Raw genomic sequence first — 16773 nt, 5'->3', positions numbered from 1 at the left:
GTCGTCGCCGATCGGAGAGGTCGGCCTAGAAATTGAGCGTTGCTCCCATGTTGATCGAGCGGCCGAGCGCATCATACACCGATGGCGACGTATTGACCCGCTCCGCCGCCTCGAGCGGCGGGCTGGGGCGGACCGGCGCATTGGCGTTGAGCAGATTGTTGACGACGACCCGCAGCGTCAGGCTGCGCGACACGGTGACGCTGGTGCTGAGGTCGAACACGTCATAGGCCGGTAGATATTTGTACTGGTCGGGAACGTTGGGATCGTCCGCACCGAAGATCGGATTGCCGTCGAGCCGCGAATTCTTCAGCCCCGAATTGTGCCGCCAGTTGAGCGACACCAGACCCTGCGTCCGCGCGCTGTCCGGCGAGGCGAGGGTGAAGCGGAAATTATGCTGGTAGCGGCGATAGCCCTGCCCCGCATAGGGTCCGAACAGGCCGACGACGTTGAAGTCGGTGTCGGGCAGGCCAAGGTCGCCGCCCTTCGCGGTCTGCAGCGTCGCGACGTAGCTCGTCGAGAAATGCGCCCAATTGCCGACACGCGTATCGTAATTCGCCGAGAAGTTGAACCCGCGCGCATTCGTCTTGCCGAGGTTGCTATAGCCCTGGTTGATATAGCCGCTCGACGATCCGGCATTGCTGAACAGGCGGCCGTCCGGGTTGCGGACCAGCTGGCCGCAGAAGAAGTCATAGCCGGTGTTGGCGCAGGTCTGCAGGAAGTCGATGGCGCGGTAATAGCCGATGCCGTTCTCGATCTCGATGCTGTAATAATCGGCGGTGATCGACAGGCCGCGCAGCATCCGCGGCGTCAGTACCAGGCCATAGGTATAGGTGTGCGCGATCTCCGGCGTCACCAGGCCCTGCGATCCGTTGCGCACGGTGCACAGATTGTCCGGGCATTGCGGGATCGCGCCATATTGCGCCTGCGTGACGCCGGTCTTCTGGCACACCGCGAGGCTCGCCGACGGGCTGGCGCCGGCGCAGGGATCGCCCAGCGTGTTGCTGTCGAGCGTGCCGTAACTGACCGCAGCGTTGGACGACAATTCGTAGATGCTCGGCGCGCGCGTCGCCTTGTTGTAGCTGGCGCGCAGCAGCAGATCCTCGATCGGACGCCAGCTGCCGTCGATCTTGTAGGTCGAGCGCATCTTGTCGACCCCCGAATAGTTCGAGCCGCGGATCGCCGCGCCGAAACTCAGATCGCGGACGAAGGGGCGATCGCTGACCAGCGGCACGTTGACCTCGCCGTAGACGTCGAAGGCGTGGTTCGACAGCCGGTTCGGCGTCGATCCGAATGCCGCCTGATAGGCCGCGTCGGGATTGGAGCGATAGGTGTTGGCGCGATATTCGGTGCCGAGCGCGATGTTGATCCCCTTTGTCGAGAGCGGGCTGCGGATGCCGTACTCGCCGAGATCGCCGGTGACGTTGGCATTGCCGACCCATTGTTCGTAGCGTTCGCGGAACAGGCCGCCGCCCTCGCCGTAGGACAGATAGTCGATCGCCGCCTGGCTGGGGCCGGCGGTGGAGAAGATGTCGAGCGGCACGCAGCCGGGGTTGATCGCCACCGACGCACAGGTCGCGACGCCGTTGACGTCGACGACCTGCAACGCATTGGCGACCTTGGCCGGATCGACGCGGTTGAGCTGGCGCTGCCGGTAGAGCGTGGTCGAATAGACGCCGCCGACGTCATAATGCCACGCACTGCCGAGATCGCCGCGGACGCCGGCGACGCCGCGATAGATTTCGTTCGACGAACGCGTCACCTGCGGCTGGGTGAAGCGATAGCGCACATCGGTGGTGACGTTGGTCGCGGTCCCCGCCGCGGTGCCGCACAGCGACTGCGCCTGTTGCGCGGACAGCAGGGGATTGTCGCAATTGATGTTGTAGGCCACCGACCCGGGCTGGATCGTCGCCGGGTCCGACTGGCTGGTCGCGTTCGACTTGAGGTAGAGGCCGTTGGCGTAGAGCTGGATCGCCGGCGACACTTCGTAATTGAGGAACGCCGCGCCGTTGTAGCGGGTGTTCTGGCGCTGGAAGTAGAAGGTCTCGTTGTAATTATAGCCGTTGGCGCCGGTGTAGGGCACGAAGGCGCGCGAGCCGTCGGCCGCGTTGCTGAAGATCGTCCCGTTCTGCGCCGGCCCCGACAGCGCCTGGAAATAGCCCGCCGGCGTCGCCGAGGAGGGCGAGGCGCAGACCACCGTCTGCGCGGACAAGGTGATCGGACAGACCGAGAAGGACCGCGACGAGGCGAGCACCGGCTCGACCTGGCTATAGGCGCCGAAGACCGAGATGTTGCCTCGCCCGCCGGCGAAATTGTGGCCGATGCTGATGTTGGCGTCGAACCGGCCGCCGTCGTTGCGCGACCCGCTGGGGACGGCGAAGCCGGCGTTGCGGGCGGCCTGCGCGGCGATATTGTCGCTGTTGTCGGCGTTGTAGAAACCGTAATTGACGTTGGCGTTGACGCCTTCGAAATTCTTGCGGAGCACGAAATTGACGACGCCACCGATCGCGTCGGAGCCATAGACGGCGGAGGCGCCACCGGTCAGCAGGTCGACGCGCTCGATCAACCCGACCTGGATCACCGAAGCGTCGATCCCCTCGGTGACGCCGATCCGCTGACCGTCGATCAGCGTCAGCGTCCGGTTGGTGCCGAGCCCGTGGAAGTCGAATTGCTGGCGGCCGTTGCCGTTCGACAGGTTGGTGTCGCTGTTCTTGATCGCCGGAACGCGGTTGAGCACCTCCTGCACGCTGAATGCGGATTGCAGCTTGATCTCCGCCTGCCCGACGCTCGTCACCGGCGCGGTCTCGACGAGGTTCTTGGAGCGGATGCGCGAGCCGGTGACGATCACGTCGGCGCCATCGGGCGTCACCGGGTCCGGCGGCACAGCGGCCTGCGGCGCAGCGGTCGCGGCGCCCGCCTGCGTCGTCATCGCGACCGGCGTGTACGCCGCACCGCGGTTGATGACGTACACGCCCTGCGATGTCCGCGCGACGGTCAGCCCGCTGCCCTGCAACAGGCGGTCGAGTCCGGCGTCGACCGTCATGCTGCCCGCCACGGCCGGCGCGATGCGGTTGCCGAGCAGGGCCTCGTCGAACACCAACTGGATACGCGCCTGACGACCGAAGGTGCGCAACGCCTGACCCAGCGATTGCGCCTTGATATCGACCTGCACGGATCGTTGCTGGGCCAGCGCCGGCGAGGCGATCATCACGATGGCGATTGCCGCGCTGCTGACGGCGGCACCGATGCGTCGAGTCCCGATCATGTCACACCCCTCTTTTATGTTGTGGTTTTATGACGGACGACCGGGCGGAATGCTCAGCAGCTTTCCAACATTTTTATAACCATTGCCGCAATTTGGTATCAGATTGGACGGTCAGGGCGCGACCATCCGCAGCGTGTCGCCATCGCGCGTGACGCGCACCGGAAAGGTGGCGGCGATGGCCTGGGCGAAGGCGTCGCTGTCGCCGGCATTGAAGACGCCGCTGATGCGCAGCGCCGCGACATCGGGCGCAACCGCGATCCGGTGGGCGCCGGCATAGCGGTTCATCCGCTCGGCCGCGACGCCCAGCGCCTCGGCGGTGAAGCTCATCTGCCCCTCCTCCATGCCGTCGTTGAGACCGATCGGCGCGATCCCGCCGATCGTCTGGCCGAACGGCATCCGCAGCTCCGAGCCCGGCGCGAGCGCCCGCTCGGCAGCGACGATCGCGCCCTCGCGTCGGGTCAGCGCGGCGACCGGACCGTGCCGGCCGTCGTGCAGGACCGCGACGCGCCCCTCGAACAGCGCGACGCGCATCTCGCCGGCGAGACGCTCGACCGAGAATTCGGTCCCGGTGGCGACAACGACATCGTCGCCGATATGGACGGCGAAGGGGCGGAGCGGGTTCTTCGCCACCTTGAAGCGTGCACGCCCGCGTTCCAGCGTAAGATCGCGGCGCTGGTCGCTGAAAGCGACCGAGACCGCGCTGTCCGCGTCGAGCGACAGCCGCGACCCGTCCGCCAAAGCGATCACCCGACGCTCGCCGATGCCGGTGCGATAGGAGGTGCCGCCGTGTCGCTGCCAGACCATCGTAGCGAGCGCCACCGCGACGAGCGCGACGACCGCCGCCAGCGCGCGCCAGCCTGCCGGCAGCACGGCACCGCGCATCCAGCGTCGCCGTTCCGCCCGGTGCATCGCACCGAGCGCCTCGCGGCGCAGGCCGAGCAGCTCCGGCGCCTCGGCATCCGCCTCCAGCCCCGTCCAGACCGCGAGGGCCAGATCGAGCTGCTCCTGACGCGCGGCGTCGCCCGCGAGCCAGTCGCGCAGGTCCTGCTGCTCCGCGGCGGTCAGAGCCCCCTCGCTCAGCCGCATGCACCAGATGATCGCATTGTCCTGGTCGGTCGACCCGAGGCTGCCGGTCATCGTATATCCTCAAGATTGGCCAGCAGCGCCTGCATCGCCTTCGCGATATGCTTTTCGACGGCGCTGACCGAAATGCCGAAGGCCGCGGCGATCACCTTACGCGGCATGGCCTCCAGCCGATACAGGATGAAGATCTGCCGGGTCCGGTCGGGCAGCGTGCCTAGCGTGCTGGCGACGCAGCTGACGCTCTGCCGTGCCGCGAGCAGCCGCTCGGCGTCGAACGTGTCGATGCCGAGCGTGCCGTCCTCCATCCACGCCTGGGCGTAGCGGGACCGCGTCGCCTCGCGGCGGACATGGTCGCGCAGCAGGTTGGCGGCGGCCTGGAAGATATAGCCTTCGGGATTGCCGGCGGTTCGACCGCCCATGTCGGCGATTCGGACGAACATGTCCTGGACCAGATCCTCGGCCAGGGTCCGATCGTGCAGCCGCCGGAGAAAGAACGCCATCAATGCCGGACGCATCCGGCGCATCACCGTCAGAAGCTCTCTCGGGTCCTGCGCTGGGTCGGATCTTACCACGTGCATCTTCTTGAGACGTTTGTCCCGGCCAGATGCTCATCATCCGCCAGGCGGAGCGGTCGCGGCAAGAGCGTCAGGCGCCGCCACGGCGACGGCACGATCAAGGGTCGCCGGGCCGCGCACAGGATTCCGACCTCCCTTCAAATCGCTAACAGCCGCCGTTCGTCGCGGGATCGCAGGCGACGACCGGCATAAACAGATAGCCGCCGCTGCGCACCGTGCGGATCAGTTCGTCCGCCGTGTGATCGGCGAGTTTGCGGCGCAACCGACTGACGTTGACGTCGATTGTCCGGTCGCGCTGCCCGCCGGCCGGCTTGCCGCTGGCCACCGCAAGCCGCTCGCGAGACTGTACCGTGCGGGGCTGGGCGACGAACCTCAGCAGCATGCCATATTCGCCGTTGGTCAACGGCACCACCGCGCCGGCGGGCGAGGTAAGCGTGCGCGTCTCGACTTCGAAGGTCCAGCCGGCGAACCGCGCGACCGCGATCCTTTTGTCCCGATCCAGCCCGGCCTCGCCGATATCGACCGCCGCAACCGCCGGCGTCCGGCTGCGGCGGCGCACCACCGACCGGACTCGCGCCAGCATCTCGCGCGGGCTGGTCGGCTTCGCGACGCAATCGTCGGCCCCCATTTCGAGCGCGACGATCCGGTCGACTTCGCTGGCATGGCGGCTGAGCATGATGACGCCTGGGCAATGCCGCCGCTGCGTCAACATCCGCAGCATCGCCAGGCCGCCATCCTCACAGACCATCATGTCGAGGATGACGAGATCGCAATCCTGACCGCCGGCGCCATTGCGCAAGGCCGTCACGCCGACCGCCTCGGCGAGGAAGCCATGATCGCACAGCATCGCCACCAGCACCGACGCCGCCTGTGAATCGCGGTTGACGACGAGCACGCGTACGGGTGCGTCGTCGCCTGCGACCGGGAGGTGCGCCGCCACCGGGCCGTGCGCGACGTTTCGCAGGACGTCCTGGGTCATCCTTCCGTTTCCTTTGCTGGACCCCGGGCGGGGCGGAAACGGCTTTCCTGCCAGCAATGATTTTCCCTGATGTTTCCACACGTTGCAAATGACAAACTTGGCGGCCCAGCAACGATGCGCCTTCCTCATTCCGGCAGCACCCCGTTAACATTTTGATATATATCCATCGGGAAACAATGTTTCTCCATGTATCATTCGACTTGATACTGAAGCAAACCGTGGCTGTCCGACAACTCATCCAAGAAATGCTGCGCCTCTTCCAGATTACGACATTGTCATGATGGCGTTTGGCCGCCACCCAAGGCCTGCGGACTAACTCCGCAACATTCGATCGCCGAAAAATCAGTTGAATTTCTGGGAGTGAAGACATGCGTCTGGTCGTTCGCAAACGCCTGCTGGCGTCTACCTTGTTGCTGGGCGTCGCCCAGCCCGCCTGGGCGCAAACCGATCCCGCCGCGACCGCCGCCGCGCAGGACAGCGCCGAGCAGAATGGCGAGGGACAGGAGATCGTCGTCACCGGATCGCGCCTCGGTGGGCAGCAGCTCGAACAGGCCTCGCCGATCGCGGTGGTGAGCGCGCGCGAGATCGCGCTGTCCGGGCAGGTCAACGTCGAGAATATCATCAAGGACCTGCCGCAGCTCGTCCCCAGCGTGACCAGTGCGTCGAACAATCCCGGCGGCGGCGTCGCGACCACCGATCTGCGCGGCCTCGGCGCGACGCGCACGCTCGTGCTGGTCAATGGCCGGCGCTACGTTTCGTACGATTCCAGCCAGATCGTCGATCTTAACACGATCCCCGCGGGCCTGATCGAACGCGTCGATATCGTCACCGGCGGCCGTTCCGCCGTCTACGGCTCGGATGCGATCGCGGGCGTCGTCAATTTCGTGACGAAGAAGGATTTCAGCGGCGCGCAGGCGAACGCCAGCTATCGCATCAACGGCGCGGGCGACGGCGGTACCTTCAATTCCAATCTGCTGCTCGGCGGCAATTTCGCCGACGGCCGCGGCAATGCGACCTTCTACGTCGATTACACCAAGCGCGACGGCATCCTGCAGGCGGATCGCAGCTATGCGCGGCAGGCGCTGGTCGACGATGGATCGGGCGGCCTGATCGCCGGCGGCTCCGGCTCGATCCCCGGCACGCGCTTTGCAATCGGCGGGGTCAACCGCAAGTTCGCCACCGACGGCAGCTACAGCGCCTATAACTCTGCGACCGACGCCTATAATTACGCCCCCTACAATTACCTGCAGGTGCCGCAGAAGCGCCTGCTGATCAGCGCGCAGACGCATTACGAGGTGAGCCCGGCGCTCAACATCTATGCCGAGGGCCAGTTCATCAACAATCGCGTCAAGAACCAGCTGGCGCCGACGCCGTTCACCGGCTCGGTCGCGCTCGACGTCGATTCCTCGTTCCTGTCCGCCGGTTCGCAGGCGTTGCTGCGCGGGCTCGATACCGACGGCGACGGCTATGTCACCTCGACCATCTACCGCCGCCTCAGCGAGGTCGGCAATCGCGTGTCCAGCAACGACAACACCGCCTATCGCACGGTGATCGGCGCCAATGGCGACATCGGCCGCGGCTGGGCCTACGACGCCTATTACAGTTACGCCCGCACCCGCTCTACCGAGACGCAGACCGGCAACGTCTCGCGCAGCCGCGTGCTTCAGGCGCTGCGCACCACCTATGACGCCGGCGGTAATCTGGTCTGCGCCAACACCAGCAACGGCTGCGTCCCGCTCAACATCTTCGGCGAGGGCAATATCGGCGCGGATGCGGCATCGTTCATCAGCATTCCGGTGCAGAACGGCAGCACGATCACCGAACAGGTCGCCAGCGCGTCGATCACCAACAACCATCTGTTCGACCTCGGCGCGGGGCCGGCGGGGATCGTCTTCGGCACCGAATATCGCAAGGAGAAGGGCAGCTACAGCCCCGATTTCTCGCTGTCGTCGGGCGACGTCGTCGGCTTCAACGCCGGCGAGGGGCTGAGCGGCGGCTATGACGTCAAGGAAGCCTATACCGAGATCGCGGTGCCGCTGCTCGCCGACAAGCCGTTCGTCAAACGGCTCGAGGTCAACGGCGCCTATCGCTATTCCTATTATTCGACCGCGGCCAAGTCGGTGAACACCTATTCGGGCGGCGTCGTCTGGGGAATCGTCCAGGACCTTTCGCTGCGCGGCCAATATGCGCGTGCGGTGCGGGCGCCGACGGTCAGCAACCTGTTCAGCGGTTCCGCACAGGATTTCCCGACCGCGACCGACCTCTGCACGACGGCGACGGCGGTGAGCAACGCCAATTTGCGCGCAAGCTGCCTCTCGTCCGGGGTCCCGGCGGCACTGCTCGGCACCGCCTATGACGGCGGCAGCACGCAGATCCAGAGCATCACCGGCGGCAATCCCAATCTGCGCGAGGAAACGTCGGACACCTATACCGCCGGCATCGTTCTGCAGCCGCGCGTCCTGCGCAATTTCTCGCTCACCGTCGATTATTACAAGATCAAGATCGCCAATTACATCGCCTCGGCCGGCACCTCGAACCTCATCCGCGCCTGTTACGGCGATGCCGGCAACGGCTATACGCCGTACGACACCGGCTATTGCGCCGCCCTGCCGCGCGACGCCAACAGCTATGCGATCACCGATGCGGTCAACACGCTGTCAAACACCGGCGGGGTGAGCACGCGCGGCGTCGATTTCGAGGCGCGCTATCGCACGCAGCTGGGTTTCGGGCTGTTCGGCGAGCAGACCAGCCGGCTCGACCTGCGGTTCAGCGGCACGCGCCTGATCGCGTTCGATTACAATCCGCTCGCGGCGATCGCCGACCTGACGATCGACTGCGCGGGCAAGTTCGGCGTCACCTGTGGCAACCCCTATGCCAAATGGCGCCTGTCGGGCCGCACGACTTGGGCGAGCGGGCCGGTGACGGTGTCGCTGCTCTATCGCTACCTTTCGCCGGTCGACGACGATTCGGGCGAATATTCGGTCAACCACATCAAGGCGTACAATTACTTCGATCTGACCACCGCCTTCGAGGTCAAGCCCGGCTTCACCTGGTCGGTCGGCGTCAACAATCTGTTCGACAAGCAGCCGCCGATCCTCGGCGACAATCAGGAACAGGCCAACACCTATCCGTCGACCTACGACCCTTATGGACGTGCCTTCTTCGTGAGCACGACGCTGAAATTCTAGGGTGGATCGAACGCCCCACCAGGCAGGGCTCGGTCGGGATGTTGCAGTCGCACTTCCCGTCATGCCGGCATCCCGCTTCTTCGCACCGTCCGAAGAAGCGGGACCCGCATGGGTCGATCGATCAGGCAGGAGATACGTCAGGCGGACCGATCGGCATAGCGCCTTGCCGGCCAGTTCTTTTACGGAAAGGAACCTGTCATCTTAGACAAGCGCGACCCTAGTTCCGGATTACAATCCACGTAATGCCATCGCCGTACCAAGTCGTTTGGAACACAGTTCGACATTTCGACAAGGCCAGATCATGCTTGATAAATCGTCCGCATCAATCGAGCATGCGCTTTCCGCGATCGGGGATAACGCAACGATCATGATCGGCGGCTTCGGCACTGCCGGCATGCCGAACGAACTCATCGATGGTCTGATCGATACGGGGGCTCGCGATCTCACGATCATCAACAACAACGCGGGCAATGGCGACACGGGTGTGGCCGCGCTCATTGCCGCGGGGCGGGTCCGCAAGATCATCTGCTCCTTCCCGCGACAATCCGACTCGCATCATTTCGACGCCGCCTATCGCGCCGGGCGCATCGCGCTGGAGCTGATACCCCAGGGCAATCTCGCCGCCCGGATCCATGCGGCGGGCACGGGCATCGGCGCATTCTATACGCCGACCGGCTACGGAACGCTGCTCGCCGAAGGCAAGGAGACGCGGACGATCGACGGACGCGACTATATCCTCGAATATCCGTTGCGCGCCGATTTCGCGCTCATCAAGGCGCATCGCGGCGATCCGTGGGGCAATCTGGTCTATCGCAAGACCGCGCGCAATTTCGGGCCGATCATGGCGATGGCGGCGACCTGCACGATCGCGCAGGTGGCCGAACTCGTCCCGCTCGGAACGCTCGATCCGGAAGCGATCGTCACGCCCGGGATCTTCGTGCAATATGTCGTCGAAGTGCCGTCCGCGCATGAAGGAGCCATCGTATGAACCGCTGGAGCCGCGACGACATGGCGCGACTGGTCGCCGAAGACATTCCCGATGGCGCCTATGTCAATCTCGGCATCGGGGTGCCGACCAGGGTCGCCAATCACCTCGGCGCGGATCGCGACGTGTTGCTGCACAGCGAGAATGGCGTGCTCGGCATGGGGCCGGCGCCGGCGGCGGGCGACGAGGATCCCGAACTTATCAATGCGGGCAAGCAGCCGGTCACGCTGCTGACCGGCGGCAGTTTCTTCCATCACGCCGACAGCTTCGCGATGATGCGCGGCGGCCACCTCGATTTCTGCGTGCTCGGCGCCTTCCAGGTGTCGGTGACGGGCGATCTTGCCAACTGGCATACGGGCGAGCCCGATGCGATCCCGGCGGTCGGTGGCGCGATGGATCTGGCGATCGGTGCCAAGCGTACGTCCGTGATGATGGATCTGCTCACCAAACAGGGAAGCAGCAAGCTCGTCGATCGCTGCAGCTATCCGCTGACCGGGATCGGCTGCGTCTCGCGCCTGTATACCGATCTGGCGATCTTCGACCTCGGTCCCGACGGCGCGCGCGTTCGCCGGGTCGTCGACGGTCTCGACGCGGACGAACTGCGCCGCCTGTGCGGCGTCCCCCTCACCTTTGCGGACGATACCGCCGGGAGATCAGCATGACCCACGCCTATATCTGCGATGCGGTGCGGACGCCGATCGGGCGTTACGGCGGCGCGCTGGCGAAGGTCCGTGCCGACGATCTGGGCGCCGTGCCGATCCGTGCGTTGCTCGCCCGCCAGCCGTCGCTCGATCCGGCGCGGATCGACGAAGTCTATCTCGGCTGTGCCAACCAGGCCGGCGAGGACAATCGCAACGTCGCGCGGATGAGCCTGTTGCTCGCCGGTCTGCCGCATACGGTGCCGGGGGTCACGCTCAACCGGCTGTGCGCCTCGGGTCTCGACGCCGTCGGCAGCGCGGCGCGCGCGATCCGCGCCGGCGAGATCGGCCTCGCCATCGCCGGCGGGGTCGAAAGCATGACGCGTGCGCCGTTCGTGGTCGGCAAGGCGGACGGGGCGTTCGGGCGCGGCCAGACGCTGGAGGACACGACGATGGGCTGGCGCTTCGTCAACCCGCTGCTCGAGGCGCTGTACGGCACCGAGACGATGCCGCGCACCGGTGAGAACGTCGCGGAGGACCACCGGATCAGCCGCGCCGATCAGGATGCGTTCGCGCTGCGCAGCCAGCAGCGCGCGGCGGCGGCGCATCAGGCGGGCTTCTTCGCCGAGGAGATCGTCGCGGTACCGCTGCCGCAACGGCGCGGCGCGCCGTCGGCGGAGGCGCGCGTCGACGAACATCCGCGCGCCGACACGACGATCGAAGCGCTGGCGGCGCTGCGGCCGCTGTTCGCGGGCGGCACGGTGACCGCGGGCAATGCCTCGGGAATCAACGACGGTGCGGCGGCGCTGCTGATCGCGGACGACGCGGCGATCGCGCGCGAGGGTCTGACGCCGCGTGCGCGCATTCTCGGTTTCGCCGCGGCCGGGGTCGAACCGCGGGTGATGGGCATGGGGCCGGTGCCGGCGATCGAGAAGCTGCTCGCGCGGCTGAACCTCGGCATCGACGCATTCGACGCGATCGAGCTCAACGAGGCGTTCGCCAGCCAGGCGCTCGCCGTGCTCCGCCATTTCGGCATCGCCGACGATGCCGCCCACGTCAATCCGAACGGCGGCGCGATCGCGCTCGGCCACCCGCTCGGCATGAGCGGCGCGCGGCTCGCGCTCACGCTGGTACACCAATTGGAGACACGCGGCGGCCGGCTGGGACTGGCCTCGATGTGCGTCGGCGTCGGCATGGGTGTCGCGCTCGCGGTCGAGCGGGTCTGACCGGTCAGGCGATCGCGCCGAGCCCGATCGCCCACGGCCGGACATCGATCCGTTCGAACAGGCGATGCAGCAGATAAGGGTCGCTCGCCATGAAGGCGTGGACCGCGGCGGCGTCGACCGCCGCGAACACCAGCGCGGAGCCGGTCATCGTGCCGGCCGCGTCGAGCAACGGCCCGCCGAGGATGCAGCGGCATTCGGGGTCGGATCGCCGGATCGACGCGCGATGCGCCTCGCGCAGCCGCTGCCGCAAGGCGGCGGTGCCGGGGCGATCGACCGCGTGGAACAGGAACCGGTCCATCACGCGATCGCCAGCTGGCCGTCCGGCGTCACGATCACCGGAATGCGCCACAGCCCCTCCCCCTCGCACGCCCCGGACAGGCAGCGGCCGTCCTCGATCGCGAACCGGGCGAAATGCTGGACGCATTCGATCTGTCCGTCATTCAGGAACCGGTCGGCCTGGTGGTTCAGCGGCAGCGAATAATGCGGGCAGAGGTTGAGATAGCCAAAATAGCGGCCGTCGCGGCGCACGACGAACATGCCGAAGGCGCTGCGCCCGCGACCGAACACGAACTGTCGCGCCTGCCCCTCTGCGATTAGTGCCGCATCGCCCAGCACGCGGCCCGATGCCGGCGCATTGGGTCGCAGCCGCCAGCCGTCGTCGGTCGTTGTGGCCATCGCTGCGTCTCAGGCTGCCGGAGGGTCGCCGGCGTAGGCACGCGCGATCAGCGCGCGCACTCCGTCGCGTTCGACGGCCCGCGGGTTCCAATAGGGATTGCGCAACGCCTCGTCGGCGACGTGGTCGATCCCGTCCGCCGGCATGCCGATATCGCGCAATGCGGTCGGTGCCCCGATCCGCCGCGCCAGCGCGACCAGCGCCGTCACGGGATCCTCGCCACCGAACGCACGGCGCAGCGCGGCGATCGCGCCGGGCGCGGCGGGTGCGTTATAGGCGAGCGCATGGGGCAGGACCACGCTGTGCGTCTCGGCATGCGGCAGGTTGAACGCGCCGCCCAGCGTGTGGCACAATTTGTGGTGCAACGACATCGACGTCGTCGCAAGGACCATGCCGCACAACCACGCCGCCCGCAACGCCTCCGCTCGTGCCTCCGGATCGCGCGGCGTGTCGATCAACCGGGGGAGCGCCGCGGCGAAGGCGCCGACCGCCTCCTCCGCGAACAGACCGATCACCGGATTGGTGTCGCGCGCGTACAGTCCCTCGACCGCATGCGCGATGGCGTTCAGCCCGCTGGTCGCCGTCATCGCGACCGGGAGGTCGAGCGTCAGGTCGACGTCGTAGATCACCGCCTCCGGCAAGACGTTGAGCGTGCGCTGCGTCGTCTTGCGCTCGCCCGCCGTCTCGCCGAGGATCGGGGTCATTTCCGACCCCGCGTAGGTGGTGGCGACCGCGACCTGCGGCACGTCGGTACGCAGCGCCAGTGCCTTGCCGAGCCCGATCGTCGAACCGCCGCCGATCGCGACGACGCAATCGGCATCCAGGTCGTTCAGCATCGCCAGCGCGCGCGCGGTCACCTCCACCGGCGTATGCATCGTCGCCTCGGCGAAATGCCCGACGATCAGCGCGCCGGCGTGCATGGCCAGCGTCCGCGCCTGATCCGCCTGCTGTGCGGTGGAGAGCAGCAGCGCGCGCGTGCCGCCGACCTGACCGATGACGTCGGCCAGTTGCGCGGTCACCCCCCGCCCGAACAGCACGCGCCCGGGCAGGCCCTCATAGCGGAAGGTCTGGACGCTCATCGCCGGTAGAAGGGCGGGATCTGGGCGTCGACATTGACCCATACCGATTTCGGCACGGTATATTCGCGCATCGCCTCGAAACCCATTTCGCGGCCATAGCCCGACTGGCCCATGCCGCCGAACGGCGAAGCGGGGTGGACGCGCTTGTAGCAGTTGATCCAGACCATGCCGGCATGCAGCCGCCGGGCGATACGGTGCGCCCGCGTCAGGTCGCTGGTCCACAGGCCGGCGCCGAGGCCATATTCGGTGCCGTTGGCGATCGAAAGCGCCTCCTCGTCGGTGCGGAAGGTCAGCACGGTGACGAACGGGCCGAACACCTCCTCCTGCGCGACGCGGTCGCCGGGGCGGGCGCGGACGATCGTCGGTTCGACGAAACACCCCTTGGCATAGTCCTCGCCGTCGGGTTGGCGACCGCCGGTGACGATCTCGCCGCCCTGTTCGCGCGCGACCTCGACATAGGACAGGACGCGCTGCTGATGCAGGCGGGAGGTCAGCGGCCCCATCTCCGTCTCCGGATCGAGCGGATCGCCCAGTCGGATCGATCGGGCAAGCGTCGCGAACCGGTCGAGAAAGTCGTCGACCACGTCTTCGTGGATGATGAGCCGCGAGCCGGCGATACAGGCCTGCCCCTGATTGTGGAAGATCGCGAAGGCCGCGCCGCCGACCGCCGCGGGGATATTGGCGTCGGCGAAGACGATGTTCGCCCCCTTGCCGCCCAGCTCCAGTTGCACCTTCTTCAGGTTGCCGGCGGAGGCATGGACGATCGTCCGCCCGGTATTGGTCGATCCGGTGAACGCCACCTTGCCGATGCCGGGATGCTCGGCGATCCGCTGCCCCGCGGTGTGGCCGTAGCCGGTGACGATGTTCACCACGCCGTCGGGGATGCCGACCTGCTGCATCAGCTCGCCGATGCGCAGCGTCGACAGCGGCGTGATCTCGGACGGCTTGATGACGATCGTGTTCCCGGCGGCGAGCGCCGGTCCCATTTTCCAGCTGGTGAACATCAGCGGGAAATTCCACGGTACGATCGCGCCGACCACGCCGATCGCCTCGCGCTCGACATAGTTCAGGAAGCCGGCGTCGACCGGGATCACCGATCCTTCCAGCTTGTCCGCCATGCCGCCGAAGTAGCGATAGCACAGCACCGTGCGCGGCACGTCGAGCGACAGGCAGTCGCGGATCGGATGGCCGGTGTCCATCGCCTCGAGCCGCGCGAGGTTGGCGGCATCCGCCTCGATCGCGTCGGCCAGTTTCAGCAGCAGCCGGCCGCGCTCATGCGCGGCCAGTGCGCTCCACGCCGGGAAGGCGGCACGGGCAGCCTCGACGGCGAGATCGACGTCGGCCGCCGTCGCTTCGGCGACCTCGGCCAGCAGCGCGCCGTTGTACGGATTGTCGACGCGGATCGTTCCGCCCTCGACGCCGTCGACCCATTTGCCGCCGATCAGCAGCTTCGTCTGTAGACCCGTCACGCAGTCACCTTCAGAAATCGACGGCGACGACGGGCGCCGTACCGTTGGCGATCATCTCGGGAATCCTGCTCGACCCGTTCTCCCACACCAGCAGCATCGACCGCTTGGTCGAATAGCCCTGATGGCGGATGTCGGCGGGCATGCAGCAGATGTCGCCGGCACGGGCGAGGACGCGCGCCCGCGGCTTGCCGGTATCCTTGTCCTTCACGTCCCAGGTGATCTCGTCGGACAGTTGCAGGAACCATTCGCAGCGGTCGTTGCCATGTTCGACCGGCAGGATGAACTCCTCCGACGTCGGGCAGAACAGGCTGTCGCCCACCACCGAACAGACGCTGGGATTCCACGTCACGTCGCTGCGCGAGAGATAGCCGAACAGATTGTAGGCGCTCACCTCATGCTCGAAGCCGGGTTCGGCCTCGACGAGCGGCTGATCCTGCGCGACGTCGGCGAACTGGCGGTTGACCGGAAAGCCGTTGGCGTCGGAACGCACCGGCGTATCGCCGGGCAGCCCGACCATGCGGCGCGCGGTGACGCGCTGGCGCGTGATCGCCTCGTCATTGTCGCCGTTCTTGATGCCCCATGGCGTTCCGGTTTCCATCGGTGCGGCGAAGGGATCGAAACCGCTGTTGGTCCAGTCCGACAGGATATCCTTGAACACCCCCATCAGCACGCTGGCGGCGAAGCGTTCCTCGTAATCGCGGCCCGCGGCGGTATAGGCGTCGTTGAAACGACCTGCGAACACGGTGACTTCGCCATAATGGTTGATCGTCCCGAACACGCCGTCGAAATTGACCACGCCGTAAAAGAAGCCCCAGGCGACGTCGCGCATCATGGCGCGCAGGAACACGTCGATCGGCAGGATGTGCGTCCCGCCCGGCCATGCCAGCCGCGCGAAATATTCGTCGCGGCTGAATTCGAAGCTGCCCGCCTTGAAGGCGCGATAGCCGGTCTGGTTGTTGGTCGACAGGACGGCGACATCGGTGCGCAGTCCTTCGGTCGACGGCTGGGTAGCGAACAGCGCTTCGGACATAGCCATTTCGATATTCTCCTCTGAAGCTCAGGCGGCTTCGGTCTGGCAGATCGTCGCCCATTTCTGGACGGTGACGGCACCTTCGATGGTCTGGAACAGGATGACGGACGGCGTGTCCGCCTGGAACCGATAGGCGGCACCGACGGGCAGCATCGCCATATGGCCGCGGCCGAGCACGACGCGCCCCATCTTTCGCCCTGCGGGGATCGCGTCGCCGAGCGCCACCGCGCCCTCGCCCTCCGGATCGACCACGGCGTCCGGGTCGTCGAGCTTGACGAAATGAACCTCGACCGCGCCATCCATGCACAGCACGAATTCGTCATGGGCGCAGCCGAACCAGCCGGAGACGCCCTCGGCGCGGGCGGTTTCGATCACATATTCGAAATTTTTGCCGACCGCGACGCGCTCGTACGGCGCCGAGGTGTCGGCGACCTCGAACACGTTCGAAAAGACGTAGTTCTTCGGGTTGTCGTCGATGATCTCGACCCCGCCCTTGCGATAGTCGCGCAAGCTTCCGAACTGGGTTACGACACCGTCCATATCCAACTCCTGCATCTTCGCGTCGCGCGCGATTGATCCGAACAGA

At 66.5% G+C, this 16773-nt stretch carries 14 protein-coding genes; 4 read left to right on the top strand and 10 right to left on the bottom strand.

What is annotated here, in order from left to right; translation table 11 throughout:
* Positions 1-25 precede the first annotated feature (25 nt).
* The 4 genes from AC07UH_RS13355 to AC07UH_RS13340 form a co-directional block, all read right to left on the bottom strand.
* The gene (locus AC07UH_RS13355) at positions 26-3262 is read right to left on the bottom strand and encodes a TonB-dependent receptor domain-containing protein (RefSeq protein WP_495181518.1); all 3237 of its coding nucleotides are present in this window, start codon (positions 3260-3262) and stop codon (positions 26-28) included.
* A gap of 111 nt (positions 3263-3373) precedes the next feature.
* Positions 3374-4399 carry a FecR domain-containing protein gene (locus tag AC07UH_RS13350; RefSeq protein ID WP_495181517.1) on the bottom strand — a complete coding sequence of 342 codons (1026 nt, stop codon included), beginning with the start codon at positions 4397-4399 and terminating at the stop codon, positions 3374-3376.
* A complete protein-coding gene (locus AC07UH_RS13345; RefSeq protein ID WP_495181572.1) occupies positions 4396-4860 on the bottom strand; it encodes an RNA polymerase sigma factor in 465 nt (154 codons plus the stop codon). Before AC07UH_RS13345 ends, AC07UH_RS13350 begins: the two co-directional genes overlap by 4 nt.
* Positions 4861-5065: 205 nt before the next feature.
* Positions 5066-5899, bottom strand: a complete 834-nt coding sequence (locus AC07UH_RS13340) for a winged helix-turn-helix domain-containing protein (RefSeq protein WP_495181516.1) — start codon at positions 5897-5899, stop codon at positions 5066-5068.
* Positions 5900-6267: 368 nt separating this feature from the next.
* Here AC07UH_RS13340 and AC07UH_RS13335 point away from each other — a divergent pair, with 368 nt between their 5' ends.
* The 4 genes from AC07UH_RS13335 (at position 6268) to pcaF (ending at position 11936) form a co-directional block, all read left to right on the top strand.
* Entirely contained in the window at positions 6268-9087 is a 2820-nt protein-coding gene (locus AC07UH_RS13335) for a TonB-dependent receptor (protein ID WP_495181515.1), read from the top strand.
* Between the two features lie 301 nt (positions 9088-9388).
* A complete protein-coding gene (locus AC07UH_RS13330) occupies positions 9389-10075 on the top strand; it encodes a 3-oxoacid CoA-transferase subunit A (RefSeq protein ID WP_495181514.1) in 687 nt (228 codons plus the stop codon).
* Entirely contained in the window at positions 10072-10734 is a 663-nt protein-coding gene (locus AC07UH_RS13325; protein WP_495181513.1) for a 3-oxoacid CoA-transferase subunit B, read from the top strand. The genes AC07UH_RS13330 and AC07UH_RS13325 overlap by 4 nt, the downstream gene beginning before the upstream one ends.
* Complete coding sequence (gene pcaF / locus AC07UH_RS13320; RefSeq protein ID WP_495181512.1) at positions 10731-11936, top strand: 3-oxoadipyl-CoA thiolase; 1206 nt, start codon at positions 10731-10733, stop codon at positions 11934-11936. The genes AC07UH_RS13325 and pcaF overlap by 4 nt, the downstream gene beginning before the upstream one ends.
* A 4-nt stretch (positions 11937-11940) precedes the next feature.
* Here pcaF and AC07UH_RS13315 read toward each other — a convergent pair whose 3' ends face one another.
* The 6 genes from AC07UH_RS13315 to AC07UH_RS13290 are packed head-to-tail and all read right to left on the bottom strand — an operon-like array spanning position 11941 to position 16727.
* Positions 11941-12234, bottom strand: coding sequence for a YciI family protein (locus tag AC07UH_RS13315; RefSeq protein ID WP_495181571.1), 294 nt, complete (start codon positions 12232-12234; stop codon positions 11941-11943).
* Complete coding sequence (locus tag AC07UH_RS13310) at positions 12234-12611, bottom strand: Rieske (2Fe-2S) protein (RefSeq protein WP_495181511.1); 378 nt, start codon at positions 12609-12611, stop codon at positions 12234-12236. Before AC07UH_RS13310 ends, AC07UH_RS13315 begins: the two co-directional genes overlap by 1 nt.
* A 9-nt stretch (positions 12612-12620) precedes the next feature.
* Positions 12621-13688 (bottom strand): maleylacetate reductase, encoded by a 1068-nt coding sequence (locus AC07UH_RS13305; protein ID WP_495181510.1) that lies wholly within the window; start codon positions 13686-13688, stop codon positions 12621-12623.
* Positions 13685-15157: an aldehyde dehydrogenase family protein gene (locus tag AC07UH_RS13300; protein ID WP_495181509.1), complete on the bottom strand. Its 1473-nt coding sequence runs from the start codon at positions 15155-15157 to the stop codon at positions 13685-13687. Before AC07UH_RS13300 ends, AC07UH_RS13305 begins: the two co-directional genes overlap by 4 nt.
* A gap of 10 nt (positions 15158-15167) precedes the next feature.
* Complete coding sequence (locus AC07UH_RS13295) at positions 15168-16193, bottom strand: hydroxyquinol 1,2-dioxygenase (protein WP_495181508.1); 1026 nt, start codon at positions 16191-16193, stop codon at positions 15168-15170.
* 21 nt (positions 16194-16214) lie between these two features.
* Entirely contained in the window at positions 16215-16727 is a 513-nt protein-coding gene (locus AC07UH_RS13290; protein WP_137897983.1) for a cupin domain-containing protein, read from the bottom strand.
* Positions 16728-16773: the final 46 nt, after the last annotated feature.

It is taken from the genome of Sphingomonas sp. GW821-FHT04B01 (genome assembly GCF_059420425.1).
The sequence above is the reverse complement of the archived record's forward strand: the minus strand, read 5'-3'. Positions and strand labels throughout refer to the sequence as shown.